Genomic DNA, 20,625 nt, shown 5'->3' on the forward strand with positions numbered 1-20,625 from the left:
GGGTCGGGCCGGGGACCGTCGTCGGGCACCCGGTCCAGGTCCCGCGGGGCCTCCGCTGCGGAGTGCTGCGGCGGGGGTTGCCCCCACGTCCACAGCGACGCCCACCACCCGGTTGCCATGCCGTTGTTCCGCCTTCGCCGAGGGGCTCAGGACCTCAGACAACACGGCTCCGTCGAGCCGGGCAAACCGGCAGACGTATCTGCAGGTGAGCGCGCCGACACTCACGGCGAGCGCAGCCGACTCCTCGCCGTCGGCCTCACCCGGGCTGTCCTCCCTCGGGCGCTGCGCCCGGCCGGCCGTCGGCCCGCCGGACTCGGGTACCTTCCGCCGGGAACGTGCGGGCCCCACCCGCTGCCTGCAGAGGAGACGCCGTGAAGACCCGCGACCTCGCCTACATCGCCCTCTTCGCCGCCGTCGTGGCGGTGCTGGGGGTGCTCCCGCCGATCACCGTCGCGGTGGTCCCGGTGCCGATCACCGCCCAGACCCTCGGCGTGATGCTCGCCGGGTCGGTGCTGGGCGCGCGGCGCGGCGGGCTGGCCCTGCTGCTCTTCCTGGCCGTGGTCGCGATCGGGATGCCGGTGCTGTCCGGCGGCCGGGGCGGGCTGAGCGTCTTCACCGGACCGGCGGCGGGGTACCTGTACAGCTGGCCGATCGGCGCGTTCGTCGTCGGGCTGCTGACCCAGCTGTTCTGGCGGCGGCTCAACCTCGGCTGGGCGTTCCTCGCCAACGTGGTCGGCGGGATCCTGGTCATCTACGCGATCGGCATCCCCTTCACCAGCCTCTACGCCGACGTCCCGCTGTGGGCCAGCTTCACCGGCTCGTTCGTCTTCCTCCCCGGCGACGGCGTCAAGGCCCTCATCGCCGCGCTGGTGGCGGTCGGCGTCCGGCGCGCCTACCCGGTGATCGAGCTGCCCGCCCGGCAGCCCGCCCACCGCTGACCTCGCCCGTGGCCCGACCGTGGCGGCGGGCCGCCGACCGGCCGGCCCAGGACGACGCCGTCCTCCCCCGGACGGCGGTCGAGCTGGTCGGCGTGACGCACTCCTACGGCGACCGCACCGTGCTGCGCGACGTCTCGGTGGTCCTCGCCGAGCACCGGGTCGGCGTGATCGGCAGCAACGGCTCGGGGAAGAGCACCTTCGCCCGGCTGCTCAACGGCCTGGTGCTGCCGACCGCCGGCCGGGTGCTGGTCGACGGGCTGGACACCGCCGAGCACCTGCGGGCGGTGCGCCGGCGGGTCGGCTTCGTCTTCCAGGACCCCGACGCCCAGATCGTCCACCCGACCGTCGCCGAGGACGTCGCGTTCGGGCTGCACAACCAGCGGGTGCCGGCGGCCGAGCGGGAGCAGCGGGTCGCGGAGGTGCTGGCCCGGTACGGGCTGGCCGGGCACGCCGACCACCCGGCCCACCTGCTGTCCGGAGGTCAGAAGCAGCTGCTGGCGATCGCCGGGGTGCTCGTGATGCGACCTGCCCGGGTGGTGTTCGACGAGCCGACGACGCTGCTGGACCTGGCCAACCGGCGGCGGGTGGCCCGGGTGGTCGAGGAGCTGGAGCAGGACGTCCTGGTCGTCACCCACGACCTGGACCTGCTGGCCGGCTTCGACCGGGTGCTCGTGGTCGAGGACGGCCGGGTGGTGGCCGACGGTGCACCGGGCGAGACGGTCGGCTGGTACGTGGCGCGGATGTCGTGACCCTCCTCGCCCTCTACTCCCCCCGCCCCGGCGCGCTGCACCGCACGCCGGCCGGGTGGAAGCTGGCGGCGCTGGCCGGGCTGAGCGTGCTGCTCTTCGCCGTGCCGGAGCTCCCGGTGGCCGCGACGGCGCTGGCGGTCGTCGTGCTGCTGGCGCTGGCCGGCGCCCGGCTCACCGCGCGGCAGGTGCTCGCCCAGGTGCGCCCGGTCTGGCTCTGGCTGGCCGGGCTGCTGGCCTTCCACCTGGTGGTCACCGACCTGGCCACCGGGGCGCTGGCGGTGCTGCGGCTGGCCACGCTGGTCCTGGCCGCGGCGGTGGTGACCGCGACCAGCCGGGTCGCCGAGCTGGTCGCGGTCATCGAGTGGCTGCTGGCGCCGCTGCGGCTGGTCGGTGTGCGACCGGGACGGATCGGCCTGGCGATCGCGATGACGCTCCGGTTCATCCCGCTGGTCGCCGAGCGGGCGGGGCGGATCCGCGAGGCGCAGGCCGCGCGCGGGGCGACCCGGCCGCTGTTCCTGCTGCTCGTGCCGCTGCTGGTGCAGGTCCTGCAGCTGGCGCACACCACCGCCGAGGCGCTGGACGCCCGCGGGGCGGACGACGAGGCGCCACCGCGCCCGTTCTGGAGGCGGTCGTGACCGGTCGGGTGCGGGAGATCTGGACGGCACCGGCGGCCGCGGCGCCGATGGTGCGGTCGGCGTCGGTGCAGGCGCTGGCCGGGGTCGGGCTGGCCGGTGACCGGTACGCGCTCGGCGGTGGGACGTGGGCGGGCTACCCGCTGCAGGAGAAGCAGCTGACGCTGATCGACGCCGACGAGGTGGCGGCCGTGGCGCGGGAGGTCGGCGTCCCGCTGACCCCGGGTGCGACCCGGCGGAACCTGGTCACCGACGGCGTCGCGCTGCCCTCGCTGGTCGGCCGGTACTTCGCGGTCGGGGAGGTGCTCGCGTTCGGCACCAAGCGCTGCCCGCCGTGCACGCATCTGGAGCGACTGACCGGCTGGAAGCTCGTCAAGGCGCTGGCCGCCCGCGGCGGGGTCAACGCCGCGGTGCTGGTCGGCGGGACGGTGGCCGAGGGCGACGTCGTCCGGCTGGTCTCCGACGAGGAGGCCGCCGGCCGCGGTGCGCCGGTGGGTGCCGACCGCCTAGTGCCCCGGATCGTCGCCCTCCCCGACTGACCGCTCCCCCGGTTTCGACGCCGAAACCCGGCGGGGATTCGGCGCCGAACCCCGGCCCGCGCTCCCACGCACTTTCGCGCGCGAAAGTGCAGTCAGGCAGTGGGCTCGTCGAGGTACTTGTCCAGGAAGACCCGCTCTTCCGGGGTGAGCCGGCGGGGGCGGTTGAGCGCGAAGTCGACCGGCACCAGCAGCGTGCTGCCGGTGACCGACAGCCGGCCGTGGTCGAACAGCTCGTAGTGGCAGGTGAAGGCCGCGGCCCGGATGCCGGACACCCAGATCTGCACCTCGAGCGGCTCGGCGTCGTAGACGACCGAGCGCTTGTAGGCGATCTCGTGCGAGGCGACGACGATGCCGCGGCGCAGGCCGGTCTTCTCGTCGTGCGTGGGCTGGTCGAAGAACAGGTCGACCCGCGCCATCTCGAAGTAGCCGAGGAAGGCCACGTTGTTGATGTGCTGGTAGGCGTCCATGTCCGACCAGCGCATCGGGACGGCGACGGTGTGCCTCACGGCGGCCACCCTGCCCTACGTGCTGCTCCCGGGCTGCACGCGGCCCTACCCTCGCCGGCATGAGCGGAGGGTGGGAGCCGACCGCGTCCGGGGTGCTGACCCTGCCGTCGGGGCGCCGGGTGCGGGGTCGCGGACGGGGCGCTCCGCTGCCGGAGGGCCCGGTGCCGGACCTCGGGGTCTACCTGCTCGGCCGGCGACCGGAGCCGGTGCCGTGGGAGGACCGCTGGGTGCGCTGGCCGGACTTCCGGCTGCCGGCCGACCCGGCGGAGCTGCGCTCGGCCCTGCTCGAGGCGTGGGAGCGCTCGGCGGACGAGCGGGTCGAGCTGGCCTGCCAGGGCGGCGCCGGCCGCACCGGGACGGCGCTGGCCTGCCTGGCGGTGCTGGACGGGGTGCCGCCGGCGGACGCGGTGGCCTACGTCCGGGCGCACTACCGTCCGCGCGCCGTGGAGACCCCCGGGCAACGCCGGTTCGTGGCCCGCTTCGCCCCGCGCTGAGGCGCCGAGGGCCGAGCTCGGTCACGTGCTGCCACCCGGCGTCCAGGGGGTCCGGCCACGAGCGCTCTTGACCTCATGTGCACGTGAAGGAGTCGACTCCGGGCATGACCGCTGCCGCGTACTCCGTCTCACCGCCCGACGCCCACCCCGGGGACGTCGACCGTCTCGTCGAACTCGTGTCCGTCGTGGAGGCCACCCAGCGCGCCGAGGACGTCGACGGCTTCCTCGCGCTGTTCCACCCCGACGCCGTGTGGGTCACCGGCGGTGGCCGCCGGCTGGTGGGTCGCGACGTCATCGCGGCGTTCACCCGCAGCGTCCTGCCCGGCGCGATGCGGGGAGCGTCGGTCCGGTACGCCGTGTCCGGGATCCGGTTCCTGTCCGATGGCGTGGCTGTCACCTGGGTGGACCAGGAGTACCTGGACGCCGCGGGACGGTCGCTGTCCCCACGCTCGCTGGGCATGCCGACGTACACCTGGGCGCGCAGCGACGGGAACTGGCTGATCGTGGCCGGGCAGAACACCGGGGTGCCCGCGGAGGACGTTCTCGCCGAGGACGCCCCGGCCGAGCCGGAGGCCCTGGCGGCACTGCAGGCCGTGGTCCAGCGCGTGGAGGACGGCTTCAACCGCAACGACGCCCGGCTCATGACGGCCGACGTCGCGGCGGAGGCGGTGCTGGTCGACGCGAGCGGGCGGGTGCTCCGCGGTCGGCCGGGGATCGTCGCGGCCGCCGAGGCCGGGTTGGCGAGCCCGTACCTGCGGGACACCACCGCGCACTACCGCCTCCTCGACGTCGCCTCACCTGCTCCGGACGTCCGCGTCGCGACGAAGGAGGCATGGTCGAGCGAGGCGGATGCCGATGCCGGCCGGCCCCCGGAGATGCGTGCGCTGTACGTCTTCGTGCGCCGGGACGGCGCGTGGCTGATCGAGCGCCGCGCCAACGTGCTCGTCCGCGAGGCGGTCTGAGCCCGACCTCAGCGCGACGCGTGCCGAGAGCCGGTCGGAGCAGCTGCTCCGACCGGCCGTCGGTGAGGGGCTGGAACGGCCCGGCGACGGGCTGGAACGGCCCCCTTGCAGGGCCCCACCGCGAGCTCGCGAGTGGCGGGGGGCAAGGGGGTCCTTCCTCAGTCCCGGCTGAGCTTGCGGTAGGTCGCGCGGTGCGGGCGGGTGGCGTCGATGCCGAGCCGCTCGACCTTGTTCTTCTCGTAGTCGTCGAAGTTGCCCTCGAACCAGAACCACTTCGAGTCACCCTCGTAGGCGAGGATGTGCGTCGCCACCCGGTCGAGGAACCACCGGTCGTGGCTGACGACCACGGCGCAGCCGGGGAACTCCAGCAGCGCGCTCTCCAGGCTGGTGAGCGTCTCGACGTCCAGGTCGTTGGTCGGCTCGTCGAGCAGCAGCAGGTTGCCGCCCTGCTTCAGGGTCAGCGCCAGGTTCAGCCGGTTGCGCTCACCGCCGGAGAGCACGCCGGCCTTCTTCTGCTGGTCCGGCCCCTTGAACCCGAACGCGGAGACGTAGGCGCGGGACGGCATCTCGACGTTGCCGACCTTGATGTGGTCCAGGCCGTCGGAGACGACCTCCCACAGGCTCTTGGCCGGGTCGATGCCGCTGCGGTTCTGCTCGACGTAGCTGATCTTGACGGTCTCGCCGACCTTGACCTCGCCGTCGTCGGGCTCGTCCTGGTCGACGAGCATCTTGAACAGCGTCGTCTTGCCGGCGCCGTTGGGGCCGACCACGCCGACGATCCCGTTGCGGGGCAGGGTGAACGACAGGTCGTCGATCAGCACCCGGTCGCCGAAGCCCTTGGTGAGGTGCTTGGTCTCGATGACGATGCTGCCCAGCCGCGGGCCCGGCGGGATCTGGATCTCCTCGAAGTCCAGCTTCCGGAACTTGTCGGCCTCCGCGGCCATCTCCTCGTAGCGGGCCAGCCGCGCCTTGCTCTTCGCCTGGCGGGCCTTGGCACCGGAGCGGACCCACTCCAGCTCCTCGCGCAGCCGCTTGGCGCGCTTGGCGTCCTTGGCACCCTCGACCTTGAGCCGGGTCGCCTTGGTCTCCAGGTAGGTGGAGTAGTTGCCCTCGTAGGGGTACGCGCGGCCGCGGTCCAGCTCGAGGATCCACTCGGCGACGTTGTCCAGGAAGTACCGGTCGTGGGTGACGGCGATGACGGTGCCGGCGTACTTCTCCAGGTGCTGCTCCAGCCACGCGACGCTCTCCGCGTCGAGGTGGTTGGTCGGCTCGTCGAGCAGCAGCAGGTCCGGCGCCTCGAGCAGCAGCTTGCACAGCGCCACGCGGCGCCGCTCGCCACCGGAGAGCACCCGGACGTCGGCGTCACCGGGCGGGCAGCGCAGCGCGTCCATGGCCTGCTCGATGCGGGCGTCGAGCTCCCAGCCGTCGGCGTTCTCGATGACCTCCATGAGCTCGCCCTGCTCGGTCAGCAGCGAGTCGAAGTCGGCGTCGGGCTCCCCCATCGCCGCGCTGACCTCCTCGAAGCGGGTCAGCGCCGCCCGGAGGTCGGCGACGGCCTCCTCGACGTTGCCGCGGACGTCGAGGTCCTCGTTGAGCGGCGGCTCCTGCTGCAGCATGCCGACGCTGGCGTCGGGGGCCAGCACGGTGTCGCCGTTGGAGGCGGTCTCCAGACCGGCCATGATCTTGAGGACCGTGGACTTGCCGGCGCCGTTCGGGCCGACCACGCCGATCTTGGCACCCGGCAGGAACGCCAGGGTGACGTCGTCGAGGATCACCTTGTCGCCGTGCGCCTTGCGCGCACGGACCATCGAGTAGATGTACTGGGCCACTGGGGGTTCGAGCCTTCCGTCAGGTCGCGAGCGGGGGCGGGGCGGGGCAGCCGCAGCGCGGCTCCAGCCCCGCCCCCTGCGTTCTCGACTCCGATCCTCCCAGCCCGGGAGGCTCACGCCGGCGTCGGCACCGCCTCGCGGTCGCCGCTGACGTCGAAGTCCGTCTGGTGCAACGTCCCCTCCCCCTCGATGTAGTCCGTCGACCGCCCCGAGTACGGGTCCTCGGCCGGCGGCGCGTCCTCGCCCGGCTCCTCAGCCGGGACGGCCGCCCGGGCCGAGCGTCGGAAGTCGGCAACGCCCCGAGCCAGGTCCGGCCCGACGTGCGCCGCGCGGACCTGCGGCCGGCTGCGCCGCCCCTGCTCGCTGTCCCACTCGTGCGTGTAGATCTCACCCCGCACGACCACCGGGTCGCCCTTGCTGAGGGTGTGCGAGACGTTGCCGCCCAGCTCCCCCCAGCACTCGACGTCGACGAAGAAGGTGCGGTGGTCGGTCCAGGTCTGCGTCTCCCGGTCGAACCGGCGGGAGGTGGAGGCCATGCGGAAGTTGGTGACGCTGTCCCCGCTGGGCAGCCGGCTGCGCTGTGGCGAGTTGACGATGTTGCCGGCGACGGTGACGTCCGTTTCGTTCACGGTGCTCCTCGGTCGAGGTGGGTGCCCCGGCGACCTGCCGGGGTGCGTCCACCGTCGTGCGCCGTCGCCGCCGGGGACAGCCGCGTGGTCCATCTGTGGACGAACTGCCCGGCTGTGGAGGGGGCGGCAACCCGGGCGTACGGCGGGGGGACACTGCGCGCGGTCCCGCTCCCCTGCGCACGGAGGTCACCGCACGTGGCACGACATGTTCGCCGAACAGCTGCCGGTGCGGAACGCCGTCATCGGCGACGACGGCTCGCTGGTCGGCGGGGGGATCGGAGCGGTGACCCTGGTGGCGGTCAACGCGGCGGTCAACCGGCTGATCCTCCTCAGCGGCCGGGCGCAGCGGCTCCCCGAGGGCACGCCGACCGACGTCATCGTCGACGGCCGCATCGTGGAGGAGTCGCTGCGGCGGCTCGGTCTGCGGCGCAGCGAGCTCGAGCAGGCCGTGCGGCTGCAGGACGGCGGGACGTCGACGCGCTGCGGGCCCAACTGGACCGCATCGAGGCGGAGCTCCGCGGGTCGCGTCCCGCCCCGCGGTGACCGGAGGCGCGGCGTGCCCCTGCCGGTCGCAGCCGGGTAGCAGCTGGGTCGCTCAGTGCCCGTCGCCGCCTGCAGATGGCACCATGTGCGCTGCGCCGGGTTCCTCGGCCGGCGCAGGTCCGGGTGGCAGTGCGACGGCTCGGGCCGAGCGCCCGTAGCTCAGTGGACAGAGCAGGTGCCTTCTAAGCACTTGGTCGCAGGTTCGATCCCTGCCGGGCGCGCCACCAGGCTCTGACGCTCCGGCTCCTGCCCCTTTGAGGACCCCCCGTGACCAGTCCTGCCCGCACCGCCCTCGCCGACCAGGTCGGATACCTCGCCGTTCCCGTGGTCACCTCCGACCGGCCCGGCCCCTGGCCGGGGGTGGTCCTCGTGCACGACGTGCTCGGCCTGGGGGACGACATGCGCGAGCAAGCCGACTGGCTCGCCGCTGCCGGCTACCTCGTCGCGGTGCCCGACCTCTACGAGGGCAAGGCCGCCATCCGCTGCCTCAAGAGCACCTTCGCCCACCTCAGCCGACAGCAGGGCCCCACGTTCGACCGGCTCGATGCCACCCGGTCAGCCCTCGCCGACGATCCGCGCTGCACCAGCCAGGTCGGGGTGATCGGCTACTGCATGGGCGGCGGCTTCGCCCTGCTGCTCGCCGGACGCCCCGGCTGGTCCGCGGCCAGCGTCAACTACGGGCCGGTACCGGACGACGTCGACGACGTCCTCAGCGGCGCCTGTCCCGTCGTCGCCAGCTTCGGCGGCCGAGACAAGGGACTCAAGGGTGCCGCGGAGAAGGTACGCGCCGCCGCGGACGCCGCCGGGGTACCAGCGGACGTGAAGGAGTACCCGGAGGCCCGACACGGCTTCATCAACCGCATCAGCGCGGCCTGGCCGCTCACACCGGTGCTCAAGGTGGCCGGTGTCGGGTACGACCACGACGCGGCCGCCGACGCCAAGCGCCGGATCCTCGCCTTCTTCGATGAGCACCTGCGGACTCTGACCAGCCCCGGCTGAGGACGGCCAGCTGTGGTACGACCACGTCGTCGACGATGGCGTCGACCGTGTCATCGGTCAGGCTCCCCACGACCGTCAACTCGTGCCAGGCCGGGTCGAGCGGGACACGGTCCTGCTGACGCGTCGGGCCAGCGCCACCGTTCCTCCGGTCGGCCGCCGCCCTCAGGTCCGCCGGCGATGCGCCCCGGGCATCAGTTAGGTTGCGCGGAACAGACCGCGGGGACGGAGTCCGGCCAGCGGACGCGCGGGAGGAGGACAGCTCACGGTGACGGACGCCCCGGAGCTCTCGGCTGTCTCGGTGCCGTCCGACGACGAATGGGCTCGGCTCGAGTTGCTCGCCGAGGTCAGCGACACCCTCATCCGCACGCTGGACACAGGGGAGTCAGCCGATCAACTGGCCCGACTGCTGGTGCCCCGGCTGGCCGACTGGGCCACGGTCACCGTGCTGGCCGAGGACGGCGCCGACGAGCTGACCGGGCGCGCGCACCGCGACCCCGACCGGCTTGCCGACCTCGACACCTACCTGGCCGGTCGGACCGGCGGTGCGCGGGACCGCCCTGCACTCACTGCTGCACTGCTGTCGGGCAATCCCGTGCGACTGACCGCCATCGATCCTGCGCTGTTCCACACCGCGGTCCCGGCGGTGCAGGCGGCGATGGAGCGTCTGGACGCGACCTCGGTCGTGTTCGTGCCACTGGCCGCGCACGGGCAGGTGTTCGGCGCCCTGTCACTCGTCAACGCCGGTGACCGGCCAGCGCCGACCGACGCCGACGTCTCCCTCGCGGTGGAGATCGCCCGCCGAGGCTCTCTGGCCCTGGACAACGCCCGCTTGTACTCCCGCCAGCTGCAGGTGGCCGAGACCCTGCAGCGCAGCCTGCTCACCCCGCCGCCACAGTCCGAGCAGCTGCGCATTGCGGTCCGCTACCGCCCCGCCAGTCGGCACACCCTGGTCGGCGGCGACTTCTACGACGCCTTCCGGCAACCCGACGGCGCCACCGCGCTCGTGGTCGGCGATGTCACCGGCCACTCGGTCGAGGCGTCAGCTGCCATGTCCCAACTGCGGAGCACGGTGCGCACGCTGGCCTGCGATCGGCCCGGCAGCCCGGCCGACACCCTCACCCGCGCCGATCGAGTGCTGACCACACTGGCGTTCGACACGCTCGCCACCGCCCTGGTCGCGCGCCTCGAGCGAACTGACCCACAGGCCGCCGATGGGCAGTACGAGATGCGCTGGTCTTCGGCCGGGCACCTGCCGCCCGTGCTGCTCACCGCCGACGGGCAGGTGCGCATCCTCGACACGCCGGCCGAGCGACTGCTCGGCACAGGGACCGCGGTGCGTCGAACCGATCACCACATCGAGCTGCGCCACGGGGACACGGTGCTGCTGTACACCGACGGGCTGGCCGAGCAACGCCGCGACGGCCGATGGACGACCCTCGATGAGGGCATCAGCCGACTCTGCGCAGAGCTCGCAGGACTGGCGGGCCTCCCCTTGGAGGAGCTGTGTGACCAGCTGGTGAGGCGCGTCCTGCCCGGACCGGCGGAGGACGACGTCGCGCTGCTTGCCCTGCGCTGCCGCGCGCCGGCCCGCCAAACCCGCCGCGTGGTCAGGGACGTCAGTCACCACGACCCGGCCCCTTGCCCCACGTAGCGGACCGCGGCGCCTCGTGCGGGGTCCTTCGTCGTCTCGACGCCGCACGCGCCGGGGGTCACATCGTCCGCGGCCGACCAAGGGGAACGCCAGGGGTGACACGACCGTCGCCTCGCCCTGGGGTCGACGTCACCCCAGGAGCCGCCAGACCTCTGAAGCGCAGCCCGACTGCCTGAGCGTGGTCGCGCGCACGAGGTGGCGCCGCATCGCGTCGTGGAGGGCCGGCTCGTGTGCCGTCATCCGAGCGGCTTCGTTCGCCTGCCGGACGTCGGCCGGCACGTCTCCAGGCACCGGGCTGACGGCCCCGGCTACAGCCTCGCTGCTCTCATCCGCCCGGGAATGGCCCGGAAGGTGTTGCCGCCGAGCCGCCCGCGCTCAGCGGCGTCTGCGTGGGGACCCGCGTCCATCACCGCCTGAACGGCCGCCAACAGTTGGGTGCAGCCCTCCGCCGATGGTCGCCCGAGGACGACGCCCGCGCCGGCGACCGCGGGTCGGTGCTGTGTCAGGTGGCGGACACAGGCGTGGCTTGAGGACGTGACGGTCGGCGGGGCGGGCGATGGGGTCGACGTCGTCGTGCTGGTGGCCTCGACCGGGGCGTCCGGGCGCTGACCACGGTGGCCGCGGGTCTGCCGGCGTGGTTCGAGGCGCCGGTCCTCACGGTCCAACACCGCGCGGAGGTGGCGGTGGACATGTTGCCGAAGATCCTGGCTGCTCGGTCGTCCCTCCCGGTGCGCGGAGCGCTTCCGGGGCCGGTGCAGCGGGGCATCACCGTCGTCCCCGCGAAGGCGACGGTCGACATCGACGCCGGCGGTGCGCTGTCGATCCGCCCATGTCCCGGCGGCCGGGTCGCGGACCAGGTGCTGACCGCCGTCGCAGACGCCTTCGGGCCCCGGGTGCTGGCTGTCGTGATGACCGGGCGGTTGTCCGACGGCGCCGACGGCGTGCGTGCTGTCAAGCGAGCCGGTGGTCGCGTCCTGGCGCAGGACCCGGCGGACGCCCAGGCGCCGGACATGCCCCTTGCGGCGCTGGCCACCGGGTGTGTGGAACACGTGGTGCCGCTGCCCCTCATCGCGCCGGCCCTGGTGGCGTACACCATGGCGCCCGGAGCCGCGGACCTGCTGTCCGTCCCGCTGGCGCCCTGGGCCCGACTCGGTCCGATCCTCTCTCTGCCGGCGTGAGGTCGATCCCCCGGGGGTAGGCCTTCGATGCCCGGAGACGACGGGTGGACGTGAACGACCGGGAGGACCCGTGTCCACACCGAACGGTTCGACGGGCGACCCTCCACGCAACCTCCTGCTGCGGGCGCTGCCACCTGAGGAGTACGGGCGCCTGGCGGACGCCCTCGAGCCGGTGACGCTCGAGCTCCGCGACACGATCTTCTCCCCGGGCAAGCCGATCGAGCACCTCTACTTCCCGGTCGACTGCGTGCTCTCGCTCGTGGCCACCATCGATGGTGAGGCCGTCATCGAGGTGGCGACCATCGGTTTCGAGGGCGTTGCTGGTCTGCCTGCCTTCCTGGGCGTTGGTGAGAGCCCCCATGACTGCTACTGCCAGGTCCCCGGCCGCGCGCTACGCCTCGCCACGGCAGATCTGCGCCGCTTCCTCAGCGGTGACGGCGCGTTGCACGACGTCCTGCACCGCTTCACCAACGCCACGATGGTGCAACTCGCCCAGAACGTCACCTGCAACAGGCTCCACACCACCGAGGAGCGATGCGCCCGCTGGCTGCTGCAGACGCGTGACCGCGTGGGCGCCGACGAGTTCCTGATGACCCAGGAGTTCCTGTCCCAGATGCTGGGGGTACGTCGCGGCACCGTCTCGCTGACCGCCAGCGTCCTGCAGCAGGCCGGGATCATCCGCTACACCCGCGGTCGGATCAGCGTCCTGGACGCCACGGCACTGCACGACGTGGCCTGCGAGTGCTACGACATCGTGCAGGCCGAGCACGCCAGGATCGACGCGGCACCGGAGTTGTGAGGGAGGCGATCGGATCCACCCTGATCGACGCGCTCCACCCGGCGGGCCATCGCTGCCCAACGACGTCCGCAGCCGTGCACGAACAGGACTGCCCGACCGGACCCGTCAGACGGCTCCCGCACCCCGGTCAGGTCGCCCCAGCGCATCTGCACGGGCACGACGGTATCCATCCGGGGCACGAGCTGGAGCGATCTCGTCCGGCGGTCCCGGGCGCCCGCTGACCCGCTGGGCGGCCTCGGCCGGGTCGTCGACGGCGAGGGAGGCGGTCCCCGGCCTCACCGGTCGGGCGCCGCCGGACGGTCGAACAGCAGGTCGCTCGCGCGGGCGAGGACGTCGGCCCGGGAGCGGTCGCCGTGGCCGGCGGCGAGGAAGTGCTCGCCGATCGCCAGGCAGAACGCGAGCAGGCTGCGCGCCTCGACCTCGTCGGGGTCGGTGCAGAAGGAGCCGATCAGCTCGCGCAGCAGGCCCATCCGCCGGTCGTCGACCCGCCGCAACCGCTCGGCGACCGCCGGGTCACGCCGGGCCCAGGCGCGGACCGCGAGGTCGATGGGCAGCAGCCGCTCGCTGGAGAAGGTCAGCGCGCCGGCACGGCGGATCCTGGCCGGCGCGTCCCCACCCGCCCGCTCGACCCGCTCGAGCACCTCGTCGGTGCTCTCCCGCTCCCAGCTGTCGAGCATCGCCTCGAGCAGCGCGTCCCGGTCGGCGAACGCCCCGTAGAACCCGCCCTTGGTGACGCCGAGGGCCTTGGCCAGCACCTCCACCCGGACGGCGTCCGGACCGCCGACTGCCAGCGCCTGCAGCCCCTGCTCGACCCATCGCTCGCGGGGCGTCCGGATCGCGGGCAAGAACGGTCACCTCATCTCTATACGGCGCCGTACAAAGCGGCTAACGTCTATACGGCACCGTACATGAGTCAGGAGGCAGGACCATGCCCCACACCCCCACCCGGGTGACCCGCGACGTCCCCGAGGCCGTCCGCGCACTCAGCTCGCTGTCCCGCATCGACTACGCCGACCGGTCCACCCTCCGCACGGAGGTGGTCGCGACGCCGGAGCAGTGGGCCCGGGCGATGTTCGGCGACGTCCCCAGTCCCGCGGAGCAGGTGATCTGGCGTGGTGTCCTCGGGTTCCGGCTCAGCACCGGGCGGTCACCGGCCACGGTCGGCGGCTGGCGGATCGGCGGACGCGGCGCCGACTGGATCCGGCTGGAGACCACGTCCCGGTCGCTCAGCGCCGACATGCTGGTGCAGACGGGGAGCGGCGCGGTGGCGTGGACGACCTGCCTGCGGTTCGACCGCCTGCCGGGCCGCGCGCTCTGGGCCCCGGCGTCCGCGGTGCACCGGCGGCTGGTGCCCGGCGTGCTGCGCGCCGCTGCCGCTCGGCTCGACGCCCGAGCAGGCGCCGGCCGAGCGCGGGAGCTACCGGCTCTCCTGCCGCTCGGCCGACCGGCGACGCAGCACCCACGCCGCGGTGACCGCCACCAGGCACCCGGCCACGACCGCCGACCACGCCCAGCCCGCCAACAACCCCTCCAGGCCGACGAACGGCCCCTGCCACTCCTGCACGGCTCCCCCGATCTGCCTCTGGACTGAGCCCTCCCATCGGCGCCCGGACGAGCCCGCCGGAGAGCCGGAGCACCGTGGTCACCCGCAAGGGGCGGGTGCAGGGACATCGCAGCGGGCTCACAGGTCCTTCATCACCGGCAGGCCTTCCCTGGGGTCGTGAGCGAGACAGAGCAGGCCCCGGCCCCCCGCACGCACCGTCGGCGCACCCGCACGGTGGCGATCGGCACCCTCGGTGCGCTGGGCATCGCCGCCGGCAGCCTCCACGGTCTCTCCGCGGCGAGCGGCGACACCACCGCCGTGCGGTCGCTCGCCGTCCCGGCGACCGACCCGACCGTCGTCCTCGGCGGCCGCGGTGGGCACAGCTGGGATCCCGGCGCGCTCGGCGGCGGGACCGGGGCGCCCGGGACGCCCGGGACGACGGGCAGCTCGACGGACGCCGTCGCGGCGGCGACCCAGGCGACCGCGGACCAGCTGGTCGGGGTCGTGGACATCACCACGGTGCTCGGCTACCAGAACGGCGAGGCGGCCGGCACCGGCATGGTGCTCACCGCCGACGGCGAGGTGCTGACCAACGACCACGTGGTCGAGGGCGCCACCAGCATCACCGTCACGGTGCTCAGCACCGGGGTGAGCTACACCGCGACCGTCGTGGGCACCGACCCCACCGACGACGTCGCCGTCCTCCAGCTCACCGACGCCTCCGGGCTGGACACCGTGCAGCCCGACGAGGACCCGGTGGCCGTCGGCGACGACGTCACGGCGGTCGGCAACGCCGGCGACGAGGCGGGCACCGCGGCCGCCGCCGGCACGGTCACCGCGCTGGACCAGTCGATCACCGCGACCGACGAGAGCGGGCAGGACGCCGAGCAGCTCACCGGGCTGATCGAGATCGCGGCCGACGTGGAGGCCGGCGACTCCGGGGGCCCGCTCTACGACGCTGAGGGCGAGGTCGCCGGGATGGACACCGCGGCATCGAGCACCGGCGGTCAGGCGTACGCGATCCCGATCGCCACGGCGCTGTCGATCGCGCAGCAGATCAGCGACGGCGTCGACGACGGGACCGTCCACCAGGGCTCCCCGGCGTTCCTGGGCGTCTCGGTGCAGGCCACCGGCACCGGTGGCGCGGCGGTCATCGGGGTCGTCGCCGACGGACCGGCCGACCGGGCGGGCCTGGGAGCCGGCGACGTCGTCACCGCCGTCGGCGGGACGACGGTCACGACCCCGGACGACGTCAGCGCCGCGCTGGCCGACCTCGACCCGGGCGACCCGGTCGTCGTCACCTGGACCGACACCGCCGGCGGGTCGCAGACCGCGACGGTCGTCCTCGGCGCCGGCCCCGCGGACTGATCCCGGCGGCACCGCCGACGGCATGGCGGGGACGGAGGCGGGTACGGCGCCGCGCATGGCGAACGACACCGTTGTCTTCCACCCCGGCCAGATCGTCCCGGCGAGCGGGATCTACCGCTGCGACGACGCCGGCAGCCACGCCTACGAGTCCACCGACGTGAAGGGCCACCGGTTCCCGCCGCTGCCGCACGGGTGCGGCGGCACGGGCTGGGTGCTGGAGAAGGCGGCCGCACACCACTGAGTGCTTCAGCCGGCGGCGCGCTGCCCCGGGGGCACCCAGCCGATGGCCGGGGCGACGTGCCGCGCGACGGTCTCCAGCAGCCGGGCGTTGTACTCCACACCCAGCATGTTCGGCACGGTCAGCAGCAGGGTGTCGGCGTCCCGGACGGCGGCGTCCTTGGCCAGCTCCTCGGCCAGCTGGTCGGGCTCGCCGACGTAGCTCTTCCCGAACCGGGCCCGCACCCCCTCGAGGATGCCCACCTGGTCACCGCTGCCCCGCTCCGAGCCGAAGTACTGCCGGTCCAGGTCGCTGGTGATCGGCATGACGCTGCGGCTCACCGAGACCCGCGGCTCGTGGTCCCAGCCGGTCTCCGTCCAGGCCGCGCGGTAGAGCGCGATCTGCTCGGCCTGCAGCTCGTCGAAGGGCACCCCGGTGTCCTCGCTCAGCAGCGTGGAGCTCATCAGGTTCATCCCCTGCTGCGCCGTCCACACCGCGGTGCCCCGGGTGCCCGACCCCCACCAGATGCGCTCCCGCAGACCCGGCGACTGCGGCTGCACGGCGAGCCGGCCGGACGCCCCGCCGGTCATCCGCGGGTCGGCGTCCACCACCGTCGCGCCGCTGATCGCAGCGAGGAACAGCCCGGTCTTCTCGCGGGCCAGCCCGGCGTCGTCACCGTCCTCCGGCGGGACGTAGCCGAACGCCTCCGAGCCGCGGAGCGCGGTCTCCGGTGACCCCCGGCTGATCCCCAGCTGCAGCCGTCCGGCGCTGAGCAGGTCGGCGGCCGCTGCCTCCTCGGCCATGTACAGCGGGTTCTCGTAGCGCATGTCGATCACGCCGGTGCCCAGCTCGATCCGGGAGGTGCGCACGGCCATCGCGGCCAGCAGCGGGAACGGCGAGGCCAGCTGCCGCGCGAAGTGGTGCACCCGCACGTAGGCCCCGTCGAGGCCGAGCTCCTCGGCCGCGACCGCCAGCTCGACGCTCTGCACGAGCGCGTCCCGCCCGGTCCGCACCTGCGAGCCCGGGATGGGCTGCCAGTGCCCGAAGGACAGGAACCCGATCCGCTTCTCCATGCCCCGTCGAGCACCTGCCGGGCCCGCGGTGTTCCCGCGGGATGACCGGCGGGGTCCGGTGCGTTGCCGGACGTGTCCAGGGACACACAGCGAACCGAGGAGCACCCCATGCGCGCCACCGTCGACGGGACCGTCATCGCCGAGGCCCCGGAGTCCGAGCTCGTCCGGATCGAGGGCAACTGGTACTTCCCGCCGTCCGCGGTGGTGCCCGGCGCGCTGAGCGAGAGCCCGACGCCCTACACCTGCCCGTGGAAGGGCCCGGCCCAGTACTGGCACGTCGTCACGCCGAACGGTACGACGCAGGACGGCGCCTGGAGCTACCCCGACCTCAAGCCCTCCGCCGTCGAGCGGGTGGGCAGCGACTTCGCCGGCTACGTCGCCTTCTCCCCGGGTGTGACGGTCAGCGCGGACTGAGCCCGTCGCCGGGGTCGGGCTGCACGGGAGCCGAGGACTGGCGTACGGTCGGAGGCGGTCGAAGCTCCGGCCGTGCGCACGCCCGCGCTGGCGTCCGCGTCCCGGGGCTCCCAGGTCGCCGTCGCTGCGCCGCACCGTGGGGAGACCACCGTGCTCGCACTCTCCGACACCCGATCCCCGCTGGCCGAGCCGGCGCTCCTGTCCGTGCAGGTCCGGCGGACCCGCGCCACCGTGGTCCTCTCCGGTGAGCTGGACCGCGACAGCGCCCACCACCTCGTCGACGCCCTCGCCTCGCTGACCGGTACCGACCAGCCGTGCTGGGTGGTCGATGCCGCCGCCGTCACCTGGTGCGACGCCGGGGGGCTGCGGGCCCTGGCCGCGGCGCACGCACTGGCCCTCACGCACGGCCGCCGGCTCCGGCTCGTCAACGCCAGCCGGTGCGTCGAGCGACTCGTCCGGCTCAGCGGACTGGACCTCCGGATGGCCGAGGCACGGGCGTGAGAGCGCGACACGCCGCCGCCGCGGCTCCCGTGCTGCGGGTCTGGCGTGTCGCCCCGGCTCACGCATACGGTCAGTCCCGGAGCTGAGCGCGAGGCTCCGTGCACCGCCCGCCTGCGCAGACAGCACGCGCACCGCACAGGCGCCCCCTGCCACCGGGAGAACCGTGGTCACCCCTTCCCCGTCCGCCGGCACGCCGACGGTCACCCCGTCGTCCATCGCCGTCTCCGTCGACCTGCCCCATGCCCGGGTCAGGGTGGCCGGAGAGCTGGACCGGGACTCCGCCCACCACCTGCTCGAGGCCGTCGAGATCCTGGCCACCCGGTCGAGCCGGAGCTGGCAGCTCGATGCGGCCGACGTGACGTTCTGCGACGCCGGCGGCCTCCGGGCACTGACCGGTGCGCACGCGATCGCCGCCTCGCACGGCCGCAGCCTGCAGCTGGTGCGCCGCAGCCGCTCGGTCGCCCGTCTGGTCTCGCTCCTCGGCGAGGACGAGGTCTTCCCGCCCGCTCCGACATCGGGGTCCCGGTCGGCGCGCGTCCTGTGTGGCACGACGCGCACTGCGTGACCGGAGGGACCGTTCGTCACCCGGAGTGACGGCACGCACTCAGCTTCGGCCCGGGTTCCCGGGTTGACGGCGCCGGATGAGCCACCCTGTCCCCGTGACCATCTCCGCCCCCGAGTCGCCCGGCGCCTCCGGGCCCACCGGCGCTGCCGGGCAGCGGCTGCGTGCAGCCGACGTGCTGCTCGCCGACCGCGGTCAGCTCTTCCGCGCCCTGTTCCTCGCCGCGCCGATCGCCAAGGCGGTCGTGTCGCCGGACGGGCACCTGCTCGTGGCCAACCGGGCCCTGTGCGAGCTCACCGGCCGCACCTCGGGCGCGCTGGTCGGCCGGCACCTCGACCTGCTGACCCACCCGGACGACGTGCCGCTCGGTGACCGGGCGACCGAGCACGTGCCCGGGACCCCGCTGCTCGACCCGCAGCTGGAGGTCGTCGGTGAGCGCCGGCTGCGGCGGGCCGACGGCGAGAGCATCTGGGTGCACCAGTCCCAGGAGCTGGTCCGCCGCACCGACGGCGAGCCGCAGTTCGTGGTGGTGACGATGGTCGACGTCACCGACCGCCGGCGGGTCGAGGAGGACCTGGTCCGCCGCGCGTACACCGACGCCCTCACCGGGCTGCCCAACCGGCGTGCGCTGACCGAGCGGCTGCAACGCGCCCTCGCCGTCGCCCGCCGCCGGGGCACCACGGTGGGCCTGCTCCACCTGGACCTGGACCGCTTCACCGCGGTCAACGACTCCCTCGGGCACGAGGGCGGCGACCAGCTGCTGTGCCAGGTGGCCGACCGGCTGCGCTGGAGCACCCGGGTCGAGGACACCGCGGTCCGCTTCGGGGCCGACGAGTTCCTCGTCCTGGCCGAGGACGTCGAGGACGTCGAGGCGCTGCGGACGCTCGCGGACCGGCTGCTCAGCGTCCTGGACGAGCCGTTCCACGTGCTCGACCGGGAGGTCGTCCTGTCGGCCAGCGTCGGCATGACGCTCGGCTCGGACCTCGCCCCGGAGGCGCTGCTGCGCCAGGCGCACAGCGCCCTCGCCCGGGCCAAGGCCAGCGGTGGCCGTGGCCGCGTCGAGGTGCACGACGGGGCCGTCGGCGAGGGCTACGTCGACCAGCTGCAGTTGGAGACCGACCTGCGGCGCGCGCTCGAAGCCGGTGAGCTGCGGCTGTTCTACCAACCGATCGTGGCACTGTCCGACGAGCGCCTGCTCGGCTACGAGGCCCTCATCCGCTGGCAGCACCCGACCCGGGGACTGCTGCCGCCGGGCGCGTTCCTGTCCGCGGCCGAGGACAACCGGCTCACCTCCCGACTGGGCGCCTGGGTCCTGCACCAGGCCTGCTGGGACGCCGCCGGCTGGGACGCCGACCTGCGGGTGCACGTCAACATCTCCGCCCGGCACCTGGCCGAACCCGGCTTCAGCGAGCTCGTCGCCGACGCCCTGGCCGAGTCCGGGCTGGCCCCGGAGCGGCTGGAGCTGGAGATCACCGAGTCGACGGCGCTGTTCGCCGCCGACGCGACGCTGCACGCCGTCGACACGGTCACCGAGACCGGCGTGACGCTGGCCCTGGACGACTTCGGCACCGGCTACTCCGCGATCACCGCGCTGCACCGGCTGCCCATCCACACGCTGAAGATCGACCGCTCGTTCGTCGCCGACGTCGTCGCCGAGCCCGCCACCGCCGCCCTGGTCCAAGGCCTGCTCCAGTTGGGGAAGGGCATGGGCCTGCAGGTCATCGCGGAGGGCATCGAGGACGGCGAGCAGGCCCGGTGGCTGCGCGAGCACGGGTGCTCGATGGCCCAGGGCTACGCCTTCGGCCGCCCGGCCCCCCTGCCGGCGCGCGAGCTCGAGGAGCTGCCCGACCTCGACGACGCCGACCTGCCGACCGGGCTGGACGGGACCGCCGGCGCGCCCCTGGTCCCGCTGGGCGAGTTGCACGACCCGACCGAGGACGAGTGGGGCCCCGAGGCAGACACCGGCCCGAGCCTCCGCTCGGCCGCCGTCCCCCAGTTGGACGCCTTCGTCCTGCCGGCCACCGGCGTGCTCCCCGCGCTGCCGGCGGACACCGACGAGCTGCCCGAGGTCGAGGCGGAGGTCGGGGCGACGGACGTGCCCGCCGAGCCTGCGACGGCCGAGTCCGCGGAGGCCGACCCCGCGGTCGCTGAGCCGGAGGTGGACGGGGCGGCCGACGTCGTGCCGGCGCCCGGTTTCGACCCCGGGGTCTTCCGCCCGTCCCGCGCGTTCCTCGAGCTGCGCGAGCTGCTGAGGGCCAACGGGGCCGCGGACATCGCCGGCGTCCCGGAGCCGCGGGAGCCCGTGGCGTTCGGTGACCTGCGGTCGCTGACCGACGACCCGACCGACTTCTCCGGCCTGCGGCCCTGGCTGGAGTCCTTCCAGCAGCGGCTCGGCCCGCGCACCGGTGACCTCCCACAGGTCGGCGACCGGGCCTAGACACGGCTCGAGCCGACCGGCAGGAACGCCGGTCGGCTCGAGGCCCCCTGCGGCTCCTCTGC

23 protein-coding genes and 1 tRNA gene are annotated in these 20,625 nt (G+C 74.0%); 19 read left to right on the plus strand and 5 right to left on the minus strand.

The annotated features are described in order from the left end of the window. Positions 1-371: 371 nt before the first annotated feature. From FHL79_RS13545 to FHL79_RS13560, 4 genes are read left to right on the plus strand one after another with little or no spacing between them, the layout of a single operon-like run. The gene (locus FHL79_RS13545; RefSeq protein WP_138759122.1) at positions 372-938 is read left to right on the plus strand and encodes a biotin transporter BioY; all 567 of its coding nucleotides are present in this window, start codon (positions 372-374) and stop codon (positions 936-938) included. Positions 939-946: 8 nt separating this feature from the next. Further along, complete coding sequence (locus FHL79_RS13550) at positions 947-1,687, plus strand: energy-coupling factor ABC transporter ATP-binding protein (RefSeq protein WP_138759123.1); 741 nt, start codon at positions 947-949, stop codon at positions 1,685-1,687. Further along, on the plus strand, positions 1,684-2,322 hold the full coding sequence (locus FHL79_RS13555; RefSeq protein ID WP_138759124.1) for an energy-coupling factor transporter transmembrane component T family protein: 639 nt from the start codon (positions 1,684-1,686) through the stop codon (positions 2,320-2,322). The genes FHL79_RS13550 and FHL79_RS13555 overlap by 4 nt, the downstream gene beginning before the upstream one ends. Further along, the gene (locus FHL79_RS13560) at positions 2,319-2,858 is read left to right on the plus strand and encodes an MOSC domain-containing protein (protein WP_138759125.1); all 540 of its coding nucleotides are present in this window, start codon (positions 2,319-2,321) and stop codon (positions 2,856-2,858) included. Before FHL79_RS13555 ends, FHL79_RS13560 begins: the two co-directional genes overlap by 4 nt. Before the next feature lie 92 nt (positions 2,859-2,950). Here FHL79_RS13560 and FHL79_RS13565 read toward each other — a convergent pair whose 3' ends face one another. Further along, complete coding sequence (locus FHL79_RS13565) at positions 2,951-3,364, minus strand: acyl-CoA thioesterase (RefSeq protein WP_138759126.1); 414 nt, start codon at positions 3,362-3,364, stop codon at positions 2,951-2,953. A 59-nt stretch (positions 3,365-3,423) separates the two neighbouring features. Between FHL79_RS13565 and FHL79_RS13570 the strand changes: the two genes are divergently transcribed. Further along, positions 3,424-3,858 carry a protein-tyrosine phosphatase family protein gene (locus tag FHL79_RS13570; RefSeq protein ID WP_138759127.1) on the plus strand — a complete coding sequence of 145 codons (435 nt, stop codon included), beginning with the start codon at positions 3,424-3,426 and terminating at the stop codon, positions 3,856-3,858. 104 nt (positions 3,859-3,962) lie between these two features. After that, the gene (locus tag FHL79_RS13575) at positions 3,963-4,820 is read left to right on the plus strand and encodes an SgcJ/EcaC family oxidoreductase (RefSeq protein ID WP_138759128.1); all 858 of its coding nucleotides are present in this window, start codon (positions 3,963-3,965) and stop codon (positions 4,818-4,820) included. Between the two features lie 158 nt (positions 4,821-4,978). On the opposite strand, the gene ettA is transcribed toward FHL79_RS13575, so the two are convergent. After that, positions 4,979-6,649: an energy-dependent translational throttle protein EttA gene (gene ettA / locus FHL79_RS13580; RefSeq protein ID WP_138759129.1), complete on the minus strand. Its 1,671-nt coding sequence runs from the start codon at positions 6,647-6,649 to the stop codon at positions 4,979-4,981. Between the two features lie 113 nt (positions 6,650-6,762). Continuing rightward, entirely contained in the window at positions 6,763-7,278 is a 516-nt protein-coding gene (locus FHL79_RS13585; RefSeq protein WP_138759130.1) for a single-stranded DNA-binding protein, read from the minus strand. A gap of 205 nt (positions 7,279-7,483) precedes the next feature. Here FHL79_RS13585 and FHL79_RS13590 point away from each other — a divergent pair, with 205 nt between their 5' ends. The 6 genes from FHL79_RS13590 (at position 7,484) to FHL79_RS13615 (ending at position 12,448) form a co-directional block, all read left to right on the plus strand. Then, the gene (locus tag FHL79_RS13590) at positions 7,484-7,861 is read left to right on the plus strand and encodes a DUF421 domain-containing protein (protein ID WP_138759131.1); all 378 of its coding nucleotides are present in this window, start codon (positions 7,484-7,486) and stop codon (positions 7,859-7,861) included. 108 nt (positions 7,862-7,969) lie between these two features. Next, positions 7,970-8,045 (plus strand) — tRNA-Arg (locus tag FHL79_RS13595). Positions 8,046-8,088: 43 nt separating this feature from the next. Then, positions 8,089-8,820, plus strand: a complete 732-nt coding sequence (locus FHL79_RS13600) for a dienelactone hydrolase family protein (RefSeq protein WP_138759132.1) — start codon at positions 8,089-8,091, stop codon at positions 8,818-8,820. 265 nt (positions 8,821-9,085) lie between these two features. Beyond that, positions 9,086-10,471: a PP2C family protein-serine/threonine phosphatase gene (locus tag FHL79_RS13605; protein WP_138759133.1), complete on the plus strand. Its 1,386-nt coding sequence runs from the start codon at positions 9,086-9,088 to the stop codon at positions 10,469-10,471. Positions 10,472-11,076: 605 nt separating this feature from the next. After that, complete coding sequence (locus FHL79_RS13610; RefSeq protein WP_281283875.1) at positions 11,077-11,649, plus strand: chemotaxis protein CheB; 573 nt, start codon at positions 11,077-11,079, stop codon at positions 11,647-11,649. Positions 11,650-11,719: 70 nt separating this feature from the next. After that, entirely contained in the window at positions 11,720-12,448 is a 729-nt protein-coding gene (locus FHL79_RS13615; protein ID WP_138759134.1) for a Crp/Fnr family transcriptional regulator, read from the plus strand. Positions 12,449-12,723: 275 nt separating this feature from the next. Here FHL79_RS13615 and FHL79_RS13620 read toward each other — a convergent pair whose 3' ends face one another. After that, positions 12,724-13,293, minus strand: coding sequence for a TetR/AcrR family transcriptional regulator (locus FHL79_RS13620; RefSeq protein WP_138759135.1), 570 nt, complete (start codon positions 13,291-13,293; stop codon positions 12,724-12,726). 83 nt (positions 13,294-13,376) lie between these two features. Between FHL79_RS13620 and FHL79_RS13625 the strand changes: the two genes are divergently transcribed. From FHL79_RS13625 to FHL79_RS13635, 3 genes are all read left to right on the plus strand, one after another. Beyond that, positions 13,377-14,039, plus strand: a complete 663-nt coding sequence (locus FHL79_RS13625; RefSeq protein WP_179966093.1) for a hypothetical protein — start codon at positions 13,377-13,379, stop codon at positions 14,037-14,039. A gap of 129 nt (positions 14,040-14,168) precedes the next feature. Beyond that, positions 14,169-15,359, plus strand: a complete 1,191-nt coding sequence (locus FHL79_RS13630; protein WP_138759136.1) for a S1C family serine protease — start codon at positions 14,169-14,171, stop codon at positions 15,357-15,359. 55 nt (positions 15,360-15,414) lie between these two features. Then, positions 15,415-15,600: a hypothetical protein gene (locus FHL79_RS13635; RefSeq protein WP_138759137.1), complete on the plus strand. Its 186-nt coding sequence runs from the start codon at positions 15,415-15,417 to the stop codon at positions 15,598-15,600. Between the two features lie 5 nt (positions 15,601-15,605). On the opposite strand, the gene FHL79_RS13640 is transcribed toward FHL79_RS13635, so the two are convergent. Next, a complete protein-coding gene (locus FHL79_RS13640; protein WP_138759138.1) occupies positions 15,606-16,649 on the minus strand; it encodes an LLM class flavin-dependent oxidoreductase in 1,044 nt (347 codons plus the stop codon). A gap of 108 nt (positions 16,650-16,757) precedes the next feature. On the opposite strand from FHL79_RS13640, the gene FHL79_RS13645 reads away from it, so the two are divergent. The 4 genes from FHL79_RS13645 (at position 16,758) to FHL79_RS13660 (ending at position 20,563) form a co-directional block, all read left to right on the plus strand. Next, positions 16,758-17,063, plus strand: a complete 306-nt coding sequence (locus tag FHL79_RS13645; protein WP_138759139.1) for a DUF427 domain-containing protein — start codon at positions 16,758-16,760, stop codon at positions 17,061-17,063. Between the two features lie 72 nt (positions 17,064-17,135). Continuing rightward, complete coding sequence (locus FHL79_RS13650; protein WP_246080763.1) at positions 17,136-17,564, plus strand: STAS domain-containing protein; 429 nt, start codon at positions 17,136-17,138, stop codon at positions 17,562-17,564. Positions 17,565-17,727: 163 nt separating this feature from the next. Continuing rightward, on the plus strand, positions 17,728-18,129 hold the full coding sequence (locus FHL79_RS13655) for an STAS domain-containing protein (protein WP_138759140.1): 402 nt from the start codon (positions 17,728-17,730) through the stop codon (positions 18,127-18,129). Positions 18,130-18,223: 94 nt separating this feature from the next. Continuing rightward, positions 18,224-20,563: an EAL domain-containing protein gene (locus FHL79_RS13660; RefSeq protein WP_138759141.1), complete on the plus strand. Its 2,340-nt coding sequence runs from the start codon at positions 18,224-18,226 to the stop codon at positions 20,561-20,563. Positions 20,564-20,625: the final 62 nt, after the last annotated feature.

This window comes from Modestobacter altitudinis (genome assembly GCF_005930475.1).
Lineage (GTDB): Bacteria > Actinomycetota > Actinomycetes > Mycobacteriales > Geodermatophilaceae > Modestobacter > Modestobacter altitudinis.